The organism is Blautia sp. OM07-19 (assembly GCF_003481595.1).
In the GTDB taxonomy this organism is placed as follows: domain Bacteria; phylum Bacillota; class Clostridia; order Lachnospirales; family Lachnospiraceae; genus Blautia_A; species Blautia_A intestinihominis.
This window is the reverse complement of sequence record NZ_QULA01000017.1, coordinates 44,262-63,426: the sequence shown is the minus strand read 5'-3', so window position 1 is coordinate 63,426 and position 19,165 is coordinate 44,262. Positions and strand designations below refer to the sequence as shown.

The 19,165-nt window shown below is 44.5% G+C and carries 12 protein-coding genes; 2 read left to right on the top strand and 10 right to left on the bottom strand.

The genetic code is table 11. The features are described from left to right. Positions 1-34: 34 nt before the first annotated feature. Together DXC01_RS12275 and DXC01_RS12270 are read right to left on the bottom strand one after the other, a co-directional pair. Positions 35-2,227 (bottom strand): DNA topoisomerase III, encoded by a 2,193-nt coding sequence (locus DXC01_RS12275; protein ID WP_118699009.1) that lies wholly within the window; start codon positions 2,225-2,227, stop codon positions 35-37. 82 nt (positions 2,228-2,309) lie between these two features. Beyond that, entirely contained in the window at positions 2,310-2,975 is a 666-nt protein-coding gene (locus DXC01_RS12270) for a response regulator transcription factor (RefSeq protein WP_022213678.1), read from the bottom strand. 158 nt (positions 2,976-3,133) lie between these two features. Between DXC01_RS12270 and DXC01_RS12265 the strand changes: the two genes are divergently transcribed. Beyond that, on the top strand, positions 3,134-4,060 hold the full coding sequence (locus tag DXC01_RS12265) for a diacylglycerol/lipid kinase family protein (RefSeq protein ID WP_118699008.1): 927 nt from the start codon (positions 3,134-3,136) through the stop codon (positions 4,058-4,060). Between the two features lie 75 nt (positions 4,061-4,135). Here DXC01_RS12265 and DXC01_RS12260 read toward each other — a convergent pair whose 3' ends face one another. Both DXC01_RS12260 and mutY read right to left on the bottom strand, forming a co-directional pair. Beyond that, on the bottom strand, positions 4,136-5,149 hold the full coding sequence (locus DXC01_RS12260; RefSeq protein ID WP_118251907.1) for a glycosyltransferase family 2 protein: 1,014 nt from the start codon (positions 5,147-5,149) through the stop codon (positions 4,136-4,138). A 23-nt stretch (positions 5,150-5,172) separates the two neighbouring features. Next, complete coding sequence (mutY, locus tag DXC01_RS12255; RefSeq protein WP_118699007.1) at positions 5,173-6,219, bottom strand: A/G-specific adenine glycosylase; 1,047 nt, start codon at positions 6,217-6,219, stop codon at positions 5,173-5,175. A 180-nt stretch (positions 6,220-6,399) separates the two neighbouring features. On the opposite strand from mutY, the gene DXC01_RS12250 reads away from it, so the two are divergent. Then, positions 6,400-7,020 carry an HAD family hydrolase gene (locus tag DXC01_RS12250; protein WP_022213682.1) on the top strand — a complete coding sequence of 207 codons (621 nt, stop codon included), beginning with the start codon at positions 6,400-6,402 and terminating at the stop codon, positions 7,018-7,020. Between the two features lie 70 nt (positions 7,021-7,090). Here DXC01_RS12250 and DXC01_RS12245 read toward each other — a convergent pair whose 3' ends face one another. From DXC01_RS12245 to DXC01_RS12220, 6 genes are all read right to left on the bottom strand, one after another. Then, on the bottom strand, positions 7,091-7,387 hold the full coding sequence (locus DXC01_RS12245; protein WP_022213683.1) for a DUF3784 domain-containing protein: 297 nt from the start codon (positions 7,385-7,387) through the stop codon (positions 7,091-7,093). Positions 7,388-7,408: 21 nt separating this feature from the next. After that, positions 7,409-9,262, bottom strand: a complete 1,854-nt coding sequence (locus DXC01_RS12240) for a L,D-transpeptidase family protein (RefSeq protein WP_118699006.1) — start codon at positions 9,260-9,262, stop codon at positions 7,409-7,411. Positions 9,263-9,522: 260 nt separating this feature from the next. After that, positions 9,523-14,709 carry an Ig-like domain-containing protein gene (locus DXC01_RS20660; RefSeq protein WP_243111617.1) on the bottom strand — a complete coding sequence of 1,729 codons (5,187 nt, stop codon included), beginning with the start codon at positions 14,707-14,709 and terminating at the stop codon, positions 9,523-9,525. Between the two features lie 208 nt (positions 14,710-14,917). Continuing rightward, complete coding sequence (gene gpmI / locus DXC01_RS12230) at positions 14,918-16,459, bottom strand: 2,3-bisphosphoglycerate-independent phosphoglycerate mutase (protein ID WP_118699005.1); 1,542 nt, start codon at positions 16,457-16,459, stop codon at positions 14,918-14,920. 84 nt (positions 16,460-16,543) lie between these two features. Then, complete coding sequence (locus tag DXC01_RS12225; protein WP_118699004.1) at positions 16,544-17,692, bottom strand: DUF2974 domain-containing protein; 1,149 nt, start codon at positions 17,690-17,692, stop codon at positions 16,544-16,546. Positions 17,693-17,743: 51 nt separating this feature from the next. Beyond that, positions 17,744-19,039, bottom strand: a complete 1,296-nt coding sequence (locus DXC01_RS12220; protein WP_022213725.1) for a homoserine dehydrogenase — start codon at positions 19,037-19,039, stop codon at positions 17,744-17,746. Positions 19,040-19,165: the final 126 nt, after the last annotated feature.

Sequence of the window (19,165 nt, the reverse complement as noted above, 5' to 3'; positions counted from 1 at the left end):
TTCTCCTTTATCTTAATTATTTTGTAGTTTTGTATCAGTCGAGTTTCAGTCCTGCCAGCGCCTGTGCAAAAGCGTTGTTTACCGGCTCGTTGGCTTCTTTCTGCTGCTGTTTCAGGTATCGCTGGACATCACGTTTCTTGACTCCTGCCCCTTCTTTCTCTCGTCTTGCCTGGAAAGAAGACAGTTTTTCTTTGTAACCGCAGGCACATACGAAGGTTTCTTCTTTGCCTTTGACCAGCATTTCCATACGCTTGTGGCATTTCGGACAGCGGGCATTTGTTGTTCGTGAGATCGTCTCACGGTAGCCGCACTCTCTGTCCTGGCAGACCAGCATCTTGCTGTTCTTTCCGTTGACTGCCAGAAGACGCTTGCCACAGGTCGGGCAGATCTTGTTCGTCAGGTTATCGTGCCGGAATGTTCCCTGTCCCGTTTTTATCTCACTGACGATCTCATTTGTATAGCCGCGGATATCACTCAGAAAGGTGTCCTGTCTAAGTTTTCCTTTCGCAATGTCAGAAAGTTTCTTTTCCCAGTCTGCTGTCAGTTCCGGTTTCTTTAAGTCCTCCGGAACCAGTTCCAGAAGCTGTTTTGCTTTGGAAGTCAGATAGATCTCGTTGCCTTTCTTTTCCATCATAAAGCTGTGGAAAAGTTTCTCTATAATGTCTGCCCTGGTTGCTACGGTTCCAAGTCCTCCCGTTTCTCCCAGAGTCTTTGCAGCCTGTTTGTCCTTCGTGGAAAGGTATTTGACTGGATTTTCCATCGCTGCAAGCAGTGTTGCCTCTGTGAAACGTGCCGGGGCTTTGGTCTTGCCGGAATTCAGGTGTACCTGTGTGATACGAAGTTTCTGTCCCTTTTCAAAGACAGGAAGTTTCTGGTCTTTGAGTTTTTCTTCTTCTGTGTCGTCCTCTTCCTGGAATCCACCCTCGTAGACTTCTTTCCAGCCGGCACTTAAGACTGTCTTTCCGTTGGCAGCAAAGGTATAACCGCCTGCTGTCCCCTCCATTGAAGTCTGCTCGTATTCAAATGGCGGATACAGAACACTTAAGAAGCGTTTTACCACCATATCATAGATCTTGCGCTCTTCGTTTGTCATATGGTCAAGCTGCACGAACTGCTCTGTCGGAATGATCGCATGGTGGTCACTGACCCGTTTATCGTCCACAAAACTTCCATTTGTGCGGATCGGTTTGTTCAGAAGTGCTCCTGCCAGTTTACGATACGGACCTGTACCGCAGGCCTTGAGTCTTTCTTTGAGTGTCGGGACTACATCCTTGCCGATATAACGTGAATCTGTTCTCGGATAGGTCAGGACTTTGTGATTTTCATAAAGGCGCTGCATAATATTCAGGGTTTCCTTGGCAGAAAATCCGTATTTCTGATTTGCCTCTCTCTGGAGAGTTGTCAGATCATAGAGCCCCGGTGCCATTGTCTTCTTTGGTTTCTTTGTGATAGCAGTGATCTCGATCTGTCCATTCTGGACGCTCTGTGTGATCTCCTCTGCACGTTCTTTCTGGAAAGTACGGAAGCTTCCGCTCTTTGGATCTTTCCAGGTCCACTGCACTTCTCCTGCCTGTAAAGATATTCCATAGTAATCCTTCGGTTTGAAGTTTCGTATTTCTTCTTCGCGCATTGCTATGATCGCAAGGGTAGGGGTCTGCACACGACCGCAGGAAAGCTGCGCATTGTATTTGCAGGTCAGGGCTCGTGTTCCGTTTATTCCTACCAGCCAGTCTGCCTCTGCTCTCGCCACAGCCGCTCTATACAGGTTATTGTACTCTCTTCCATCTTTAAGATTCTGGAATCCGTCTTTGATCGCTTTGTCTGTCACGGATGAGATCCATAATCGCCTGATTGGCTTATGGCATCCGGATTTGTCCAGGATCCATCTTGCTACGAGTTCGCCCTCTCTTCCGGCATCTGTGGCGATGATGATGTCTCCGATGTCCTTACGGAAAAGCTGCGTCTTGACCGCCTGATATTGTTTCGATGTCTGGCGGATCACGACCAGCTTCATCTTATCCGGCATCATAGGGAGCGTCTGCATATCCCATTTCATGTACTTCTTATCATATTCTTCAGGATCTGCCAGAGTTACCAGGTGTCCCAGTGCCCAGGTCACAGCATAGTCCTTTCCTTCCAGGACTCCGTTCCCTTTCTGATTACAATGGAAAACCCTTGCAATGTCTCTTGCCACGGAAGGCTTCTCCGCAATTACCAATGATTTCATTTATTCTAAATCCTCTCAGAAGTTTTCTCTGAAAATGAGTATATCATAGAATTGCATTTTGACCAACAAAAAAGGAAGATTTTCATCTTCCTATCTTGTAACCGACGCCCCGTACTGTTTCGATCAGATCTCCGGCACTGCCAAGTTTCTGCCGCAGCGTACGGATATGTACATCCACTGTTCTGCTTTCTCCATCAAATTCATAACCCCAGATCTGGTTCAGAAGCTGTGTTCTGGAAAGGACCATTCCGCTGTTCTTAAGCAGCAGGCACAGCATCTCATATTCCTTAAGTGTCAGGGTAACCGGCTCCTGGTCAACAGTCACTACATGGCGGACCGGGCATACATAAAGGTTCTCAAGCCGGTATTCTTCTGCGCCTTTGTCCTCTGCTCTTCGAAGTGCTGCCTTGATCCTGGAGATGAGTTCCATCATCCGGAACGGTTTCGGAATATAGTCATCTGCACCGCTGTCCAGTCCCATCACGACATCATATTCGCTTCCCTTTGCTGTCAGCATGATGATCGGAAGTTTCCTGGTGTCCGGTCTTGTCCTGAGTTTCTTAAGAATGGAGATTCCGTCCTCCTCCGGAAGCATCACATCCAGAAGGATCAAGGACGGAACCTGTTTCTCCAGTTCCTTCCAGAAAAGGGATGGGCGTTCGAATCCTTTTGCATCCAATCCCTGACTTTTTAGTGTATATACCACAAGCTCGCGGATACTTTCATCATCTTCTACCAAGTAGATCATTTATTTTTACCTCTCTCATTTTTCAATTTAAGCCAAGTATACGCACGCTTCGTAAAATCTTTAGTCTTTTGACTGTTAAATCTTTGTAAAGGCAAGTCCTGATTGTAAATTACAGAAAACAATGTTATCATAAAAAAAGAATCGTTTTGGAGGATATTATGTATTATTTTATCGTAAATCCTAATTCCCGCTCAGGGAAAGGTGCTCTTATATGGAAGGAACTTCGCAGGACTCTTCAACAGAAACATATTTCTTACAAGGCTGTCTTTACCGGATACCGCGGTCATGCGGTCAAACTGGCGGCTTCCGTCACAGCAAAAGCATCACCGGAACATCCTGTTTATCTGATCGCAGTCGGCGGTGACGGTACGATCCAGGAGGTTCTTTCCGGTGTTAAGGATCTGTCCTGTATTTATTTTGGTTATATCCCGACAGGATCCGGGAATGATTTCTGCCGCAGCATGCAGCTCCCACAGGACCCGCACGAGGCACTGGACTGCATCCTCAAAAGAAAACACATCGCATCCATGGATGTCCCGGTCATCTCCATCAAGGGACGCAAAAGTCATTTCGCGATCAGCTGCGGTATCGGGTTTGACGCTGCAGTATGCCACGAAGTAAGCGTCACCCCTATGAAAAAAATACTTAACCGTGTGGGCCTGGGGAAACTTGTTTATCTCTTTGTCGCGCTGAAACAGCTTCTGTTCCTGAAGCCTGTTCCTGTGACACTCCGGATGGATGAAGAACGTATCTACCCATTCCACAAGGTATATTTCGCGGCAGTGATGAACCAGAAATACGAGGGCGGCGGCTTCAAATTCTGCCCTGATGCCAGCCCTTCTGACGGATATCTTGATGTGATCGTTGTCGACGGACTGAGCAAGCTTAAGGTTCTCTTCTGTCTTCCGACTGCATTCTGGGGCAAGCATACACAGTTCACCGGAATCCATATCTTCCGCTGCAAAAAGGTCGAAGTATTCAGTACTGTCCCACTTGCGGTACATAAAGACGGAGAATCCGCCGGCATTCAGGAGACTTTTTCCGTTTCTATCGAGAAAGAACCGGTGAAGATCATTCTTCCGTAAACAGAAACTATTAAAGGCTTTCGACAGGAATTATCGTATCCCTGCTGAAAGCCTTTCGTTTCTTATATTATTTCTTTAGTTGAATCCATAGAATTTCTGGCATACTTTATAAGCTGCCACGAACATCTTTCTGCCGGCTCTGCCTGGAAGATTTGCTGCACGTCCGAGGACACTGTAGCGAAGTTTATGGTACAGCCAGCGGTCCAGCTCACGGATGTATTCCATGAGTTCTTTTTTCTTATCGAGTGCTTCCTGTGTGCCGGCGCGTACCAGCATGATGGAAGAAACTGTTGTGATGATATCCAGGTAACTGAGCATATATTTCTTCAGGTGCTTGTTACTGAACTGACATCTGTGGAAAGCATCTGCCATCAGTTTGTTGACTCTGATCTGCTGGTCGATCCTCTTGATCATAACCCTCTCATTTACAGACTGATCATCACGGCCAATGAAGTAACGATAAAAATTCACATCCAGATAATACATGTTCTGAACATATGGAAGCGGCTCAAATGCAAACAGGTTGTCTACATAAAACGTATGCTTCGGAAGCTCCAGACCACATTCGTGGAGCAGTTCAGTACGGTAGATCATGGAATGCATGAGGAGATATTTTCCCTTAGGCATACGCACCTTGTCCCACTCAAAGATTTCGTTTACCGGGAGACAGTGTCTGTACTGCATGACCTTTTTCCTTGCTACGCCCTGTTTCTCATATACAAAATTGCTGATCAGAAGATCAACAGTCTTTGGTCCGCGGATAAGTTCTTCCAGAGTCTTGAGGATCTGCTCATACGCTTCTGCATTTACCCAGTCGTCGCTGTCCACGACTTTAAAATAAAGTCCGCTTGCATTTCTGATTCCTGCGTTGACTGCTTCGCCGTGACCGCCGTTTTCCTGGTGGATTGCCTTGACGATCGTCGGATATTTCTTTGCATAAGCATCTGCAATCTCTGCTGTGCGGTCGGATGATCCGTCATTTACGACAAGGATCTCCACATCTTCGCCTCCTACAAGAAGGGAATCAATGCACTTCTCCATATATGCTTCTGAATTATAACATGGAATTGCAATACTTAAAATTTTCATCGGTATTATTCCTCCTGTGTGTGTTATTCCCTGATATATTTTGTGTACGCGCTGAATGCTGATGGGATCGCATATTGATCGTCGGACTGCCTTTTACCGACAAAAAGCAGATCATTCTGACGGATTTCTTCCAGTGAGGAAACACGAACCCTGTAGGCAGTCATCCTCCATTCAATATGTGAAAAAATATGCTTTGCTTCCGGAAGTGCTTCTATACGAAGCGGTTCCAGATCCATGGCTTTGACGCTCTCCAGTACTTCCTCTTCAGAGAGATGTCCCTTAAGATTCGGAAGCTCATATAATCCCGCAAGAAGTCCTCTCGATGGACGCCTGCGGATTGCTGTCTTTTCTCCATCCTGGATCACAAGAACGGTCCGATCTTCCAGCTTCCTGTCTTTCTTCTGTGCTTTGACGGGAAATCTGTCGATCGTTCCATGAGCTCTTGCCCCGCAGCAAAAAGCCACCGGACAGACATCGCATTTGGGTTCGCCATTTGGCACACAGACAACTGCGCCGAGTTCCATCAGTGCCTGATTGAAATCTCCGGGGCACTCCCCTGGCATGATCTCCTGAAGCTTATTTTCTATCCGTTTCTTTACAGACTGCTTCATGATATCACCATCATCCTCTATAATCCTGGTGATCACGCGAAGTACATTTCCATCTACTGCCGGAACCGGTATATCATAAGCGATCGATGCAATTGCTCCTGCTGTATAGCTTCCGATTCCCTTAAGGGAAAGAAGTTTCTCGTAAGATTCCGGAAGCACACCATCATATTCCTCCACAACCGTCTGTGCCGCAATCTGCATATTCCGGACGCGGTTGTAATACCCAAGTCCCTCCCACAGTTTGAGAAGCTTCTCCTCCGGGCACTCTGCAAGTGCCGCCGGATCCGGAAGTTCTTCTGTGAACCTGCGAAAATATGGCTTCACTGCCTCCACTCTCGTCTGCTGCAGCATGATCTCCGATACCCAGGTATAATAGGCATTGTGCCGGTCTCTCCATGGAAGGCTGCGCTTATTCTGCCTGTACCACTCTGTCAGTGGCTTTACAATGTCATTCAGCATTCTTCTAGTCCTGTCTTGTTTTTTTGTCTTATTATTATCAGTATCAGTAAACAGTACCCTCAGTATACCATAAATCCCGCTAAAAGACAGTTGATTTTTTTTATTTTACCATATAGAATATGAATTAAGGCAATTTTACCAGTATGATAAATCTCATTTTTTTCCTGAAAGGACTATATTATGGACAGTATTATTTTTGATGTAGATGGAACTTTGTGGAATTCCACCGGAATCGTGGCGAAAGCCTGGGAAAACTATCTCCGCAATGTTGAACAGATCGAACTTCCTCTGACGGCTGAGATCATTGCTTCTATGTTCGGACAGCCGCTTCCGGATATTGCAAAGCAGATTTTTCCAGATGCCTCCAGAGAAGAACAGCTCCGTCTGATCGACCGATGCTGTAACGCAGAGCATGAAGCACTTCTTAAGGAATGCGCCCCTCTGTACGAAGATCTGGAGAAAGCCCTCCAGCTTTTAGCTGAGAAATACCCGCTGTATATCGTGAGCAACTGTGAGGCCGGCTATATTGAAGTATTTCTTGAAGCCACCGGCTTCGGCAAATATTTCAAAGGTCATCTATGCAATGGTGATAACAATCTCGATAAGGGTTCCAACATCTCCCTCATCGCCAGAACTTATGATATGAAATCCCCGGTTTATGTCGGTGACACCATGGGAGATTTCCTTTCCTGCCGCAAGGCTGGCGTTCCGTTTGTCTTTGCTTCCTATGGATTCGGAGATGTACCGGAACCGGATGAGATCATCCGTAAGCCAATGGATCTCGTCGATCTTTTTTGTTAAAAACTATCCTGAAAAGTAACAGGAGCGTGGAAACTTCGAAATCGTTTCCACGCTCCTGTTTTGATTATTTTTATTTCTTTTTGCATTTGTATTTGAGGTAAAGTCCAAGTCCTACCATAACGAGCAGTAACAGAATCACATAAATGATTTCTGATGCTATTCCCTCTGTATAGGAGTCAATTCCTGTCAGAATACCGATCAAAATCAGTGCCACGCCGGAACCCTTGGTCATCTTGGCTTCATCGTATTTCGCTTTGCGGAGTTCTGCATTTCCTCCTTTGAGTAAAAAATCTCCGTGTCCTGTCAGAAGCAGGATTCCTGCGATCAGTGCTGCTGCCGTAAGCAAAAAATCAAATGATTTTCCCATTATTTTCTCTCCTGTAATTCTTTAGTAAAAGCATACGATCGGAACGTCATACTGAATCAGATCATACAGTACCTCTGCATTTTCCGGTGGAAGATTTATGCATCCATGAGATCCACTTGTCAGATAAATGTCACCGCCAAATTCGTCTCTCCAGTCTGCATCATGGAAACCAATACCTCCGTCAAACGGCATCCAGTATTGTACCGGCTGTTCATAATAATTTGCAGTTCCCTTCTGTCCGCCTCTCAGTACATCCGGACTCTTCTTATAATATAAGGTGAAGATACCGGCATGTGTCTGACGGTCAGCATAACTCATGTTACCGGACACAAAATCTGATTCAAAAATATTCACACCGTCCTGATAATAGTACATATGCTGTTCACTGAGATCCACTTCAATATAAGTATTACCCAGGTCATTCACACCATAAGCATTCGCTGTCTGAGAATAAACAGGTTCCCGCGTTGTCTGTGTTCCTGACTGAATCTCCTGACTCAGCTGAGCAGTTTCTGCCGCCTGATCGATCTTCCATCCATAGACGGAACTGGATACATACACTGTTCTTCCGCTTGTTGCCTGAAACTCTCTCTCTGTACCAACAGTATCATAAGTTGCTGCAAGCTGTGCAACATAATCTGCCACGTGCTGCTGGAAAGAATTGTCATCCCATACCAGCTGACCTTTCTCATCAAACTGCAGCCAGTCCTTAATCGTATTACCATCCAGTGTCGTACTCTGGTCACCAAATGTATAAGTAATGCTTGCCTTCGTATAGTTGTTGCATGCTTCCAGTGCTGACTGAAGTGCCGGATCATCCTGGGTCACTTCTGCGGATACGTAAGCATCCTGGTTATCACTGAAATCTATACTTGCTTCATTAGCTTCCACTGCCGCATCAAGAAGTTTGTATGCTTCTTTGATGTTCAGTTTGCTTCCCTCTGTTTCCGGTACGATCACAAACTGATTATCCTGAAATGCCACATAGGCATTCTCCGGTTCTACCTGATTCTCGGCCTGTGCACAATTCAGAGATTTGAGCTGTTCCTGAAGAAGTGTCTTATTATAGCCGACATTCTCGGATACGGTGTAGCTTTTCTGTTCGTAGAGACCCCTGATCCATTCATATGGTTTCTGTTTCTTAAGAAGCTGAAGGATTTCGCCAGTAGACATATACTGGTAATCAATGTCCTCGCCTCTGATCGTCTGCGCAGCTATATTTCTGGAAGAAACTTCAATGGAGTATTCACTGAGTTTTTCTGCCATAAGCTGCTCTACTTCATATGCTGTCTTCTGCGAACAGTCAATTCCATTGATCCAGGTTCCCTCAAAGAAACGATCTGTAAAATAATAACTGATTCCGCCGTAGGCACATCCACCCAGAACTATTATCATCAGCATCACCAGACCAAAGATTTTCAGGCCTTTGTGAGTTTTCTTCTTGGCTCTGGTTCCTGGTGGAACATCTAAATTCTGATCCAGCTCATCCATTGGAACATAAATTACCGGACCGGGACGTGCTGACTTGTGTCTGCTTCGAACTGCCGGAACTTCTTCCTCTTGTTCCGGTTCTTCTTCCATCACTTCTTCTGATTCCTCTTCATCTGCTTCTTCCGAAGAATCAGTCCATACTTTTGTCTTCTCGTAGTCGTCCTCAGTTTCCCTTATCTCACGATTTTCCTCGTCCGGAGCTTCATTATCTGGTTCTTCATCTTCCGGATCCTCGTAATCAACCTGTATATCGTCAAACTCATTCTCGTCATCATCCAGAATTTTATCCAATGTCGCATTGATTCTGTCTTCGATATCTGTAGTCTCCTCTGGTCTGCCTACATCATCCTCCGGCAAAGTTCCCTTATTTTCTTCGTTGTTCATTCTATACTCCCCTGCAATCAGCAAAATGGATGAATTCCTCATTGCTGCCATTTTTCTGTAACGCTTCTATTATAACATACTTCTGCCTTTTTGCACCTTAAATTGCATCTTTTTTTATGAAATGTCAAATTTCTGCACAGGTGTTATATTATGTCATTTCTCAGTATAACAAAAAATCTTTTATTTAGTGTATCCTTGCTTATACTTTCTATTCCCGCAAAAACGCGGGATACATTTCTACATCCCGCGCTTTGGTTAAATTACTTTGTAACTTTTACCGTAGTTTTGTATACTGCTTTTCCGGATTTTACCGTGATCACGGCACTTCCTGTTTTTATTCCTTTTACTCTCCCATTTGCATCTACTGTCGCGATTTTCTTATTGGAACTTGTATAGGTTATTTTTTCCTGGCTGGTAAACGGATAACGAGCAGGTTTTAACGTAATGGTTTTTCCCCGTTTTACGCTAAGACTTCTGGCAATGCCGGTAATCTTCTTTGTTGTTACCTGGTTGCTCTGGACGGTAACTGTTATAGTTCTGCTTGCACCGCCGGCGGTTTTGACCAGTACTTTTACAGCTACTGCCTTTTTGCTTGTGCTTCTCTGAGCTGTCAGCCGGATATTACCGTTTTTGAGTTTTACAGCTTTTAAAACAGAACTTTTTGCTGAACTTACCAGTTTCACGTAATCTCCGTTTTTGAGACCGGATGATTTTATGGTTACTGTTTTTCCTCTCTGAAGCGGGAATGCATATGCTGAAAGATTCAATGCAGCTTTTAATTTCGCTGTTTTTCTGGTTTCTTTCTTTTTGCAGACACTGCAGGTTCTCGTTTCCTGTCCCTGTGCAAATACGGTTGCTTTCTTGGTTACAGTGTATTTGCCCCATTTATGCTTGCCTGTCGCCGGAATATCTGAAAGAGTTTTCTTTGTCTGGCATGCGGTACATTCCTGATGGCGTTTTCCTGCTTTGCCGCAGGTTGCATTGCTGTCTGTCACAGTTTCCCAGATATGACTGCATTCTGCATCTTTGTCATATACTGTAGGGAAATAGCAGTTTTCTTCGGCAATTTTTTCCCACACTTCATTTCCATATCTGTCAATGTGCCGTTCTTCGGCAATCAGGTGGAGATCACTCTGTCCCTGAGCTATACGACGCAGTGTCGGAATTGCTTCTTCATTCACTGCCTCCCATACTGTTTCGTCATATTCCAGACGAATTCTGACATTCTCGTCATCCTGTATTTCTTCCCATTCCTGCGTTTCATCGTTGTACTTGAAAATACCCAGATGATGTTCATTTAAATCAATTGTTTCTCCAACGTTTGGATTCGTATCAATGATCTCTTTCAGTCGGATCTGTGCTGAATACTCCTTCACTGCCTGAGCATAAATCTGTGTTTCTGCACTCCACAGCGGATTATCTTCCTCATCTCTTTCTTTTGAAACTACTCTTAATCCAACAAAGATCTCCTGATCCTGAACATCTTTGGCTTTGATCGTCAGTGTATTGCCTTCGATATTTACATATTCAACAGCATTTTCGTCATAGGAATCCTCTATTAATTCAAATTCATACTCTGAACTGTCAACTTTTTCGCCATCCAAATGTTTCGCATCTCTGCGATATACGGAAAGGTCATACCGTTTTTCCTCATTTGCAAGAATAGAATCACTGTTGTTTTCCGGTATACAGTTGCACCAGTAAAAGACATCTGTTACAGAAATATTGAAAAATCCTTTTTGCTGGTTTCCATGGATATCTGTATAGGTAACTTCGATTTTTGTCTCTCCCGGTTTTTCTGCTTTCATGCGCCATCCGTTTTTGAGGTAGGCAATGCTATAAATTTGTTTATTTAAGGTTTTGACTTTTGTTATCTTTGCCTGAAGCAGTTCTCCATATGGATGCTCCGGATTTTCGACGTAGCAGTTCAGGTTCTGATTCAGCCATACGTTTTCGCCAGGAACAGTTTCCAGTGTTGCTCCAAAATTAATATAATATTCTTCAACATTTTCTTTGCCGTAAAGACCAGACTGGCATGTAAATACTTCTGTTCCGTTTATTTTTATGTGCGCCCGTACTTCAAACCAGTATTCGCTTCTGTCATTCTCCTCCAGCCATTTATCAGCTTTGCAGAGTTTTGTGCCATTAATTACAAGTACGCTGTCGTCACCTTTTTTCTCGGACCAGAACTTCTGACTGGTCGGTACCAGAGTGAACTGGTCGTTTTCATTTTCATCCGCGTCTGTCCGGTATCCAACTTCCCATTCGACGGAGACATTCTTTTTGTCTTTGAGGCTTTCTGTATTTAACTGAAGTTCACCGGTTTCGCCATCAAAGAAATATGTAGAATCCTCACCCTGTCTCATATTCTCAAACCAAACAGAATAGTCCAGTCCGTCAAACCAGTATTCACGGCGGCCGATTTCATTTCCATCTCCGTCTCTGGCAATTACATTTACCCGTGTACCATCTGTTGTATTTCTTCTCAGAATCGGGAACTGATCTTCGGAAGCTTCGTTTGTCCACTGGTTTGTGTCATATTCGAAATCAAAAGTCACATCGTCTCTGACATAAGGTTCTTCATTTTCTTTGATGTGTTCTACTTTGATTCCACACTGAGTCAGATCCAGCGTTTCATTTACATTAATATTCTCTATACTTTCAGGATAAAGTACATCATACTCTTCGCAGACTTCGATATGCGGGTTATTGTATGCTACATCTTCCCAGGTTTCATTTTCTGAAGGAATCATCGCTTTTAGGAGAATATCGGTTCCCCATGTTTCTTCTCCTGATTTAATCGTAAGTTCATGTCCGTTGATCTCCACGCTTTTCAGCAGGTTTGTCTCATACGCATATCCGTTCTCGTCTGGTGCAAATTCCAGTTTCCAGTCCTTAACTTCCTCTGAACCCTGGTCTTCGTCACTGTGTCTCCAGTCATGCGTCAGAACAAAGGAAAGTTTCATCTCGCTGTTTTTCAGCATGCAGCTGCCATCTGTCGGCCACTGTGGTTCCAGAATAAATCTGTCACTGTTCACATAAAGTTTAAAACTATGCTGCTGTTCTTCACCGGAAAGATTATCATACGTGAGTGTTACTACCGCTGTTCCGAATCTCTTTGCCTGAATGTTCCATCCGTTTTCATCCTGATACTCAACTTCGCAGACTGGTGTTTCATCCTCTTCGTCCTCAGCATTGGAAACAGTCACATCTGCTACAGCAAAACCGAAATTTCTTCCGTCAGGATTTTCCTGATTCTGTACCCATCCATCATAATTTCTGTTTATCCAGTAATCATCGTCCATCAGGATCACTTCATCTTCTGGCAGGTAATAATCCTCACGTGTCTCTCTCGGATTAATACCCGCCTGAGTCATATATACGTTTTCCTCTCCGACTTTTACAGATGCACGTACTTCAAACCAGAAATTATTTCCTACATTTTCATCAAGCCACCTGTTTGCATTCCAGAGTTTTTGTCCATTGATCTCAAGTATACTGTTATCTTCCGTTTCTGACCAGAAAATCATCTCTTCCGGTAATTCCATATCTGAGGTAAACTTATCGTCCCCGCCATCCTGGTCATCTGTTCTATAGCCTACTTCCCATGAAATGTAGGTGTCTCTGTCATTCAGGTTCTCCGTGTTTAATTTGAGTTCACCATTTTCATCGCTGAAGAAATAGGTGGAATAGTCCCCATCTCTCAGATTTTCAAACCAGATCGAATAATCAAGATCATCAAACCAGTATTCGCGGCGGCCAATTTCATTGCCATCTCCATCTCTGGCAATCACATTTACCCAGGTACCATCTGCTGTTTTTCTTCTCAGAATCGGAAGCTGTCCGTCTGCCGCTTCATCTGTCCACTGATTTGTGTCGTATTCAAAATCATATGTTACATCGTCTCTGATATAAGACTCTTGATTTTCTTTGATGCGTTCTACTTTCAGATCACAGGTATTAAAATCCAGAACATCTCCTGCTTGAATATTCTCTATGCTTTCTGGATAGAGTACATCATACTCTTCGCAGACTTGAACAGGGATATTGACATAACTGTATGTCGGTTCTTCTGACTCATCCTCTGACGGATGCAGTGCTCTGAGGGCAATACCAGTTCCCCATGTATTGTCTTTTGATCTGATCGTAATCGTATGTTCTTCTCCATGAACCTCAACATCCAGAAGATTTGTGTCATATGCGTATCCACCCTCATCCGGATCAAGCTCCAGAGTCCATCCAGTCATATCTTCCGATCCCTGGTCTTCATCGCTGTTTTTCCAGTCGTGATGCAGGACAAACGAAATTGTCATCTCACTGTTTTTCAGCATATTATTGCCGGATGCCGGCCACTGTGGTTCCAGAGTAAATTTATGTCCGTCTACATAAATTCTGAAACTGTGCTGCTGTTCTTCGCCGGAAATATCCTTATAAGTAAGTGTTACTATTGCCGTTCCGAATCTCTTTGCCCGAATATTCCAGCCATCTTCATCCGCCAGCTCAATTTCGCAGACTGGTGTTTCATCCTCTTCTTCGGGTGCATTTACAACAGATACAGCTGTTAATTCCAGTGCAATATCACCGCCGTTCAGATACTCCTCATTTTCTACATAACAGCTGTAGTTGTATCGACCTACCCAGTAATTCCAGTCTGTCAGAAGCACCTCATCATCTGGAAGGTGATAATCTTCTACATGCTCTCTCGAATAAAGCCCTGCCTGTTCCTGATATACCGGTTCGTCATTACCTTCTGTATTCACATACGCACGTACTTCAAACCAGTACTCGTCTCCTTTGTTGTCGCTGAGCCATCTGATGGCTTCCTGTAATTTCGCTCCATCAATTTCAAGAACACTGTTGTTCTCCGCATTTTCTGACCAGAAAATCATCTCTTCTGGAAGACCTGTATCTGTGGTAAACTCATCATTTCCAAGTCCGCCCGGATCATTTGTTCTGCTTCCCACCTCCCATGAAATAGAGACATTTTTTCCATTCAGATTCTCTGTGTTTAATCGAATTTCCCCGTTTTCATTGTCAAAGAAATACGTAGAGTATTCGTCATCTCTGAGGTTCTCAAACCAGATTTTATATTCTTCCGGATCCTGATTATTTTCTTCTTCACCTGCGGAAAATAATGGTTCCTCCTGAATCTCTTCATCCACTTCTTCTGCCGTGATTTCTGATTCTTCTGTTTCCTCGATCTGTGGTTCTTCCGCTTCTTCCACTACAGGTTCTTCGATCTCCTCTGACTGAAAATCATCCTGAATCTGTATTTCGGCTGTTGCATTCTCATCCTGAGCAGCCTGTTCTTCCGTAGTTTCTTCCTCATGTACTTCCTGTACATCTGTAAAATCCAGTTCATCTGCCAGTACCGTAAATGAATTGCCACTAAGCGTCACCGTCGTCGCCAGCAACCATGCCAGCATTCGTTTTCCTTTAGGTCTCATTCGCCTTCCTCCCTTTTTTATGTCGGTATTTCGATATACCGCATTCTTTTTTACATATTTTTAGTATATAGAAAATATTCAGAAAAGGCAACGTTTTTCTTAAATACGTCCAAATTTTGTGAATTTTCTCTCTCCCCTTGTTTTTTGTGCAAAAAAATGCTCCTGCATACCATTTGATATGCGGGAGCGTTTTTAGAAAATTTATTATTTATTTCTCGATCAGAAGGCTTTCTCCTGTCATGTCTGCCGGCTGTTCCATTCCCATTAACTGGATCAGTGTAGGAATGATGTCTGCCAGGCATCCGTTCTCTCTCAGAGTGTATTTCGGATCTGCATTTACAAGGATGAACGGAACCGGATTGGTTGTATGTGCGGTCCATGGCTCGCCTGTCTCATAGTCGATGAGCTGCTCTGCATTTCCATGGTCTGCACAGATGAACATCTGTCCGTCTACTTCCTTGAGGGCTTCTACTGCTCTTCCAACGCATCCGTCAACAGTCTCGATTGCCTTAACTGCTGCTGCCTGAACACCGGTATGTCCTACCATGTCAGGGTTTGCGAAGTTGATGATGATCACATCGTATTTGTCAGATTTGATCGCATCTACCAGTTTGTCACAAACTTCCGGTGCGCTCATTTCCGGCTGGAGGTCATAAGTAGCAACTTTCGGGGATTTTACAAGGATTCTGTCCTCGCCTTTGTTCGGCTCCTCAACACCACCGTTGAAGAAGAAAGTAACGTGTGCGTATTTCTCTGTCTCAGCGATACGAACCTGTGTCATATCATGAGCTGCAAGATATTCGCCAAATGTATTCTTAAGCTGAACTTTGTGGAATGCAACCAGCTTGTTCTGGATCGTCTCATCATAATCTGTGAAACATACATAGGTAAGATCCAGTTTCTTAGCTCTCTCAAATCCCTTGAAGTCGTCATCGCAGAATGCTCTGGTGATCTCGCGTGCACGGTCAGGACGGAAGTTGAAGAATACTACGGAGTCTTTGTCCTGAATCTTGGCAACCGGCTGTCCGTCCTTCTCAATAACTGTCGGAAGTACGAATTCGTCTGTCTTGTCGTTGTCGTAAGAAGCCTGAACTGCTGCAGCTGCGTCTGTACCCTTGACACCCTCGCCCTCTGTCAGTGCTTTGTATGCAAGTTCTACACGATCCCAGCGGTTATCTCTGTCCATTGCGTAGTAACGTCCGGAAACAACACCGATCTGTCCAACACCGATTTCTTTCATCTTAGCTTCAAGCTGCTCGATGAATTCCTTACCGGATGCCGGCGGTGTGTCACGTCCGTCGAGGAAGCAGTGTACATAAACTTTGCTCAGTCCCTCTCTCTTGGCCATCTCAAGCAGTGCGTAGAGATGAGTATTGTGGCTGTGTACACCACCATCAGAAAGAAGTCCCATAAAATGTACAGCAGAATCGTTTTCCTTCGCGTTCTTCATTGCTGCGAGAAGTGCTTCGTTCTTGAAGAAGTCGCCGTCGTTGATTTCTTTGGTGATTCTGGTAAGTTCCTGATATACGATGCGGCCTGCACCCATATTCATATGACCTACCTCAGAATTACCCATCTGTCCATCCGGCAGACCTACTGCAAGTCCGCTGGCATTTCCCTTAACAAATGGATATTCTGCCATTAATTTATCCATAACAGGAGTTTTTGCTTCGTAGATCGCATTTCCCTCATGTTTGTCATTCAATCCATAACCATCCAGGATCATTAAAACGGTTGGTTTTTTGCTCATAATGTTCTCCTTTATTGTATATAGTTTCTCTGCATTTTGCAGAATGTGTGTAGGTGTTTCTTTCTATTATATAGTACCAAAAATTTAGAATTTTTCAAGGATTTTATCGGAAAAGCTCTGCGGTAAAAATGGAATTTTTTCCATGTCAGGAAGTTTCAGCTGCTCCAGCCATCCGCCGAACAATGCGAGAAAAAGTTCCTGCACCATTTCTCTTGATTCCGGGGCAAAACTTTCAATCCGTTTTAGCATGGCAGTGAAGCTCTTGAGACCACCTGCCTGGATCTCACTTAAATTCTCAGAGCCAGACGCTTCGATCGTGGAAAAAAGATCTTCGATCAGGACTTTTTTCTGTTCTACATCCATGCCGTCGATCCACTTGTGCAGAATACTGACAAAAGTTTCTGCCCTGCTGCTCAGCTGTTCTTTGCTGGCGAAATGATTTCCACTGACTTCCCAGGAAAAACCGTCGTGCTGCAGCAGCCCTTTGTTGGAACTTGCAACAAGAACCGGTTCTTTGGAATGCTCCAGAAGTGTTCCGATGATCGAATATTCTGGAATGATCCTGGTGACTTTTGGAAGAAGTGCTTCTGTTTCAGGAAGTTCCAGAAATTCCCTGGAAAATCCCGGTCCGTCATTTGAGTAAACCTGAAGGATCCACGGATGGATCTCTTTGCACATCACGGCACCGTAAACAGCAAGATTTCCACCTTTGGAGTGGCCGCCGACGCGGACCATTTCCTGTAAACTGCCGGCAATCCTTCTTAAATATTCCACTGCCCTCTCCTGCGCCGGAACAACGCCCGTACTCAGATTAAAATCTTCTTTCCAGCCGACGATCGTATCATCGGTCCCGCGGAAAGATATATAAGAAGTTCCATCACTCAGACAAATTTCCACCGCCGAAAACTGCTGCGCTTCCTCCGCCACGATCTCATTCACATAATTACGGATCACACACTGTCCGAAGCGTTCGGTCTTTGCCATTTCAAGCATCATAAACGGTGCAAAGCGGATAAAAGATTTGTCTTCTTTGAGTTCTTTCTCAGTATGAAGTCGAAGAAATTTCTCTGTGAGCGCTTTGAGTTCTATTCCATTCTGGCTGGCTGCTTCCGGGATCCCATCCAGATTGACATAGGAAAAACATGCCAGGATCAGATTGTCTACGTCATTAAATTCTGACTGTGTAAAGGGAAGATCGCCTCTCCACTCGATATAGTCCATGATATTTCCCATATGCCGCACTCTCCTTATATTTATTTCCAATCACATACGTTTATCTGAATCTTATTCCCCGTAAACGCGAAGCATGCTGCTGATCTTGCGCACGGAGCTTCTGCCGCTTAATTCTTCCATTGCTGTACGGAAATCTCCCTCACGAACCTGGGCAGTGATCACAACAACCTCTGCACTTTCCTCTGCACGGGCTGCCTTCTGGATGATCTGTGCAACACTGACTCCGTATTTTGCAAACACAGCGGTCATCTCAGCCAGCACACCGCAACGGTCCTCTACGATCAGCCGCATGAAATAACGATTGTGGGTGTCTGCCATTTTCTTTACCGGGATTTCCTTGTAGCAGGTACATCCGATACGTCCACAGCAGTCTGCTTTGATGTTTCTTGCAATCTCAAAAACATCTCCGACAACAGCACTTGCTGTCGGAAGTTCGCCGGCACCACGTCCGTAGAACATTGCATTCTCAACTGCATCTCCGTTTACAAAAACGGCATTATAAGAATCGTTGACTGTTGCAAGCGGATGATTGCTTGGGATCAGCATCGGGCAGACATATGCCTCAATCCCTTCTTCTGTATTCTTTGCTACTCCGAGGAGTTTTATGTCACAGCCCATTTCTTTGGCGTATTTGATGTCTTTGGCTGTGATCTTGGTGATTCCTTCGATGTATACGTCGTCAAAAACGACTCTGGAATTGAATGCTACGGAAGCAAGGATCGCCACTTTACGTCCTGCGTCGAGTCCCTCGATATCTGCGGTCGGATCTGCCTCTGCGTATCCAAGCTCTGTCGCAAGAGCCAGTGCATCCTTGAATTCCATTCCTTCCTGTGTCATTTTGGTCAGGATAAAGTTGGTTGTTCCGTTGACAATACCCATAACTTCTGCCATGTGATTGCCTGCCAGACATTCTTTGAGCGGACGGATGATCGGAATTCCACCTGCAACTGCTGCTTCAAAGAGGAAGTCCACATGATGTGCCTCTGCTGCATCAAGAAGCTCCTTACCGTGAACAGCAATCAGGTCTTTGTTCGCGGAAACTACGTGTTTTCCTGCATTCAGAGCTGATAAAATGTAAGTTTTTGCCGGCTCGATGCCGCCGATCAGCTCGATCACCACATCGATCTCCGGATCATTTACGATATCATCCCAATTGTTTGTCAGGATCTTCGGATCATCTACCTTGGCTGCTGCTTTCTCAAGATTGCGCACCAGGATCTTGCTGATCTCTATTTCGCTTCCAAGTTTCGGGATCATTTCTTCTTTCTGATTTTTTATTACTTTGTAAACACCTGTACCTACTGTACCAAGACCCAGAAGGGCTGCTCGAATCACTTTTTTCTCCATTGGAAAATGGCTCCTTTCTCCTCGTCCCTGTTTATTTTATTTCAGGGTGTATTCTACCACTCGGTTTTTATAGTATGGCATAAAATGGCTTTTGTCAAGCGCGGACATTTGTACGTGTATGAAAAA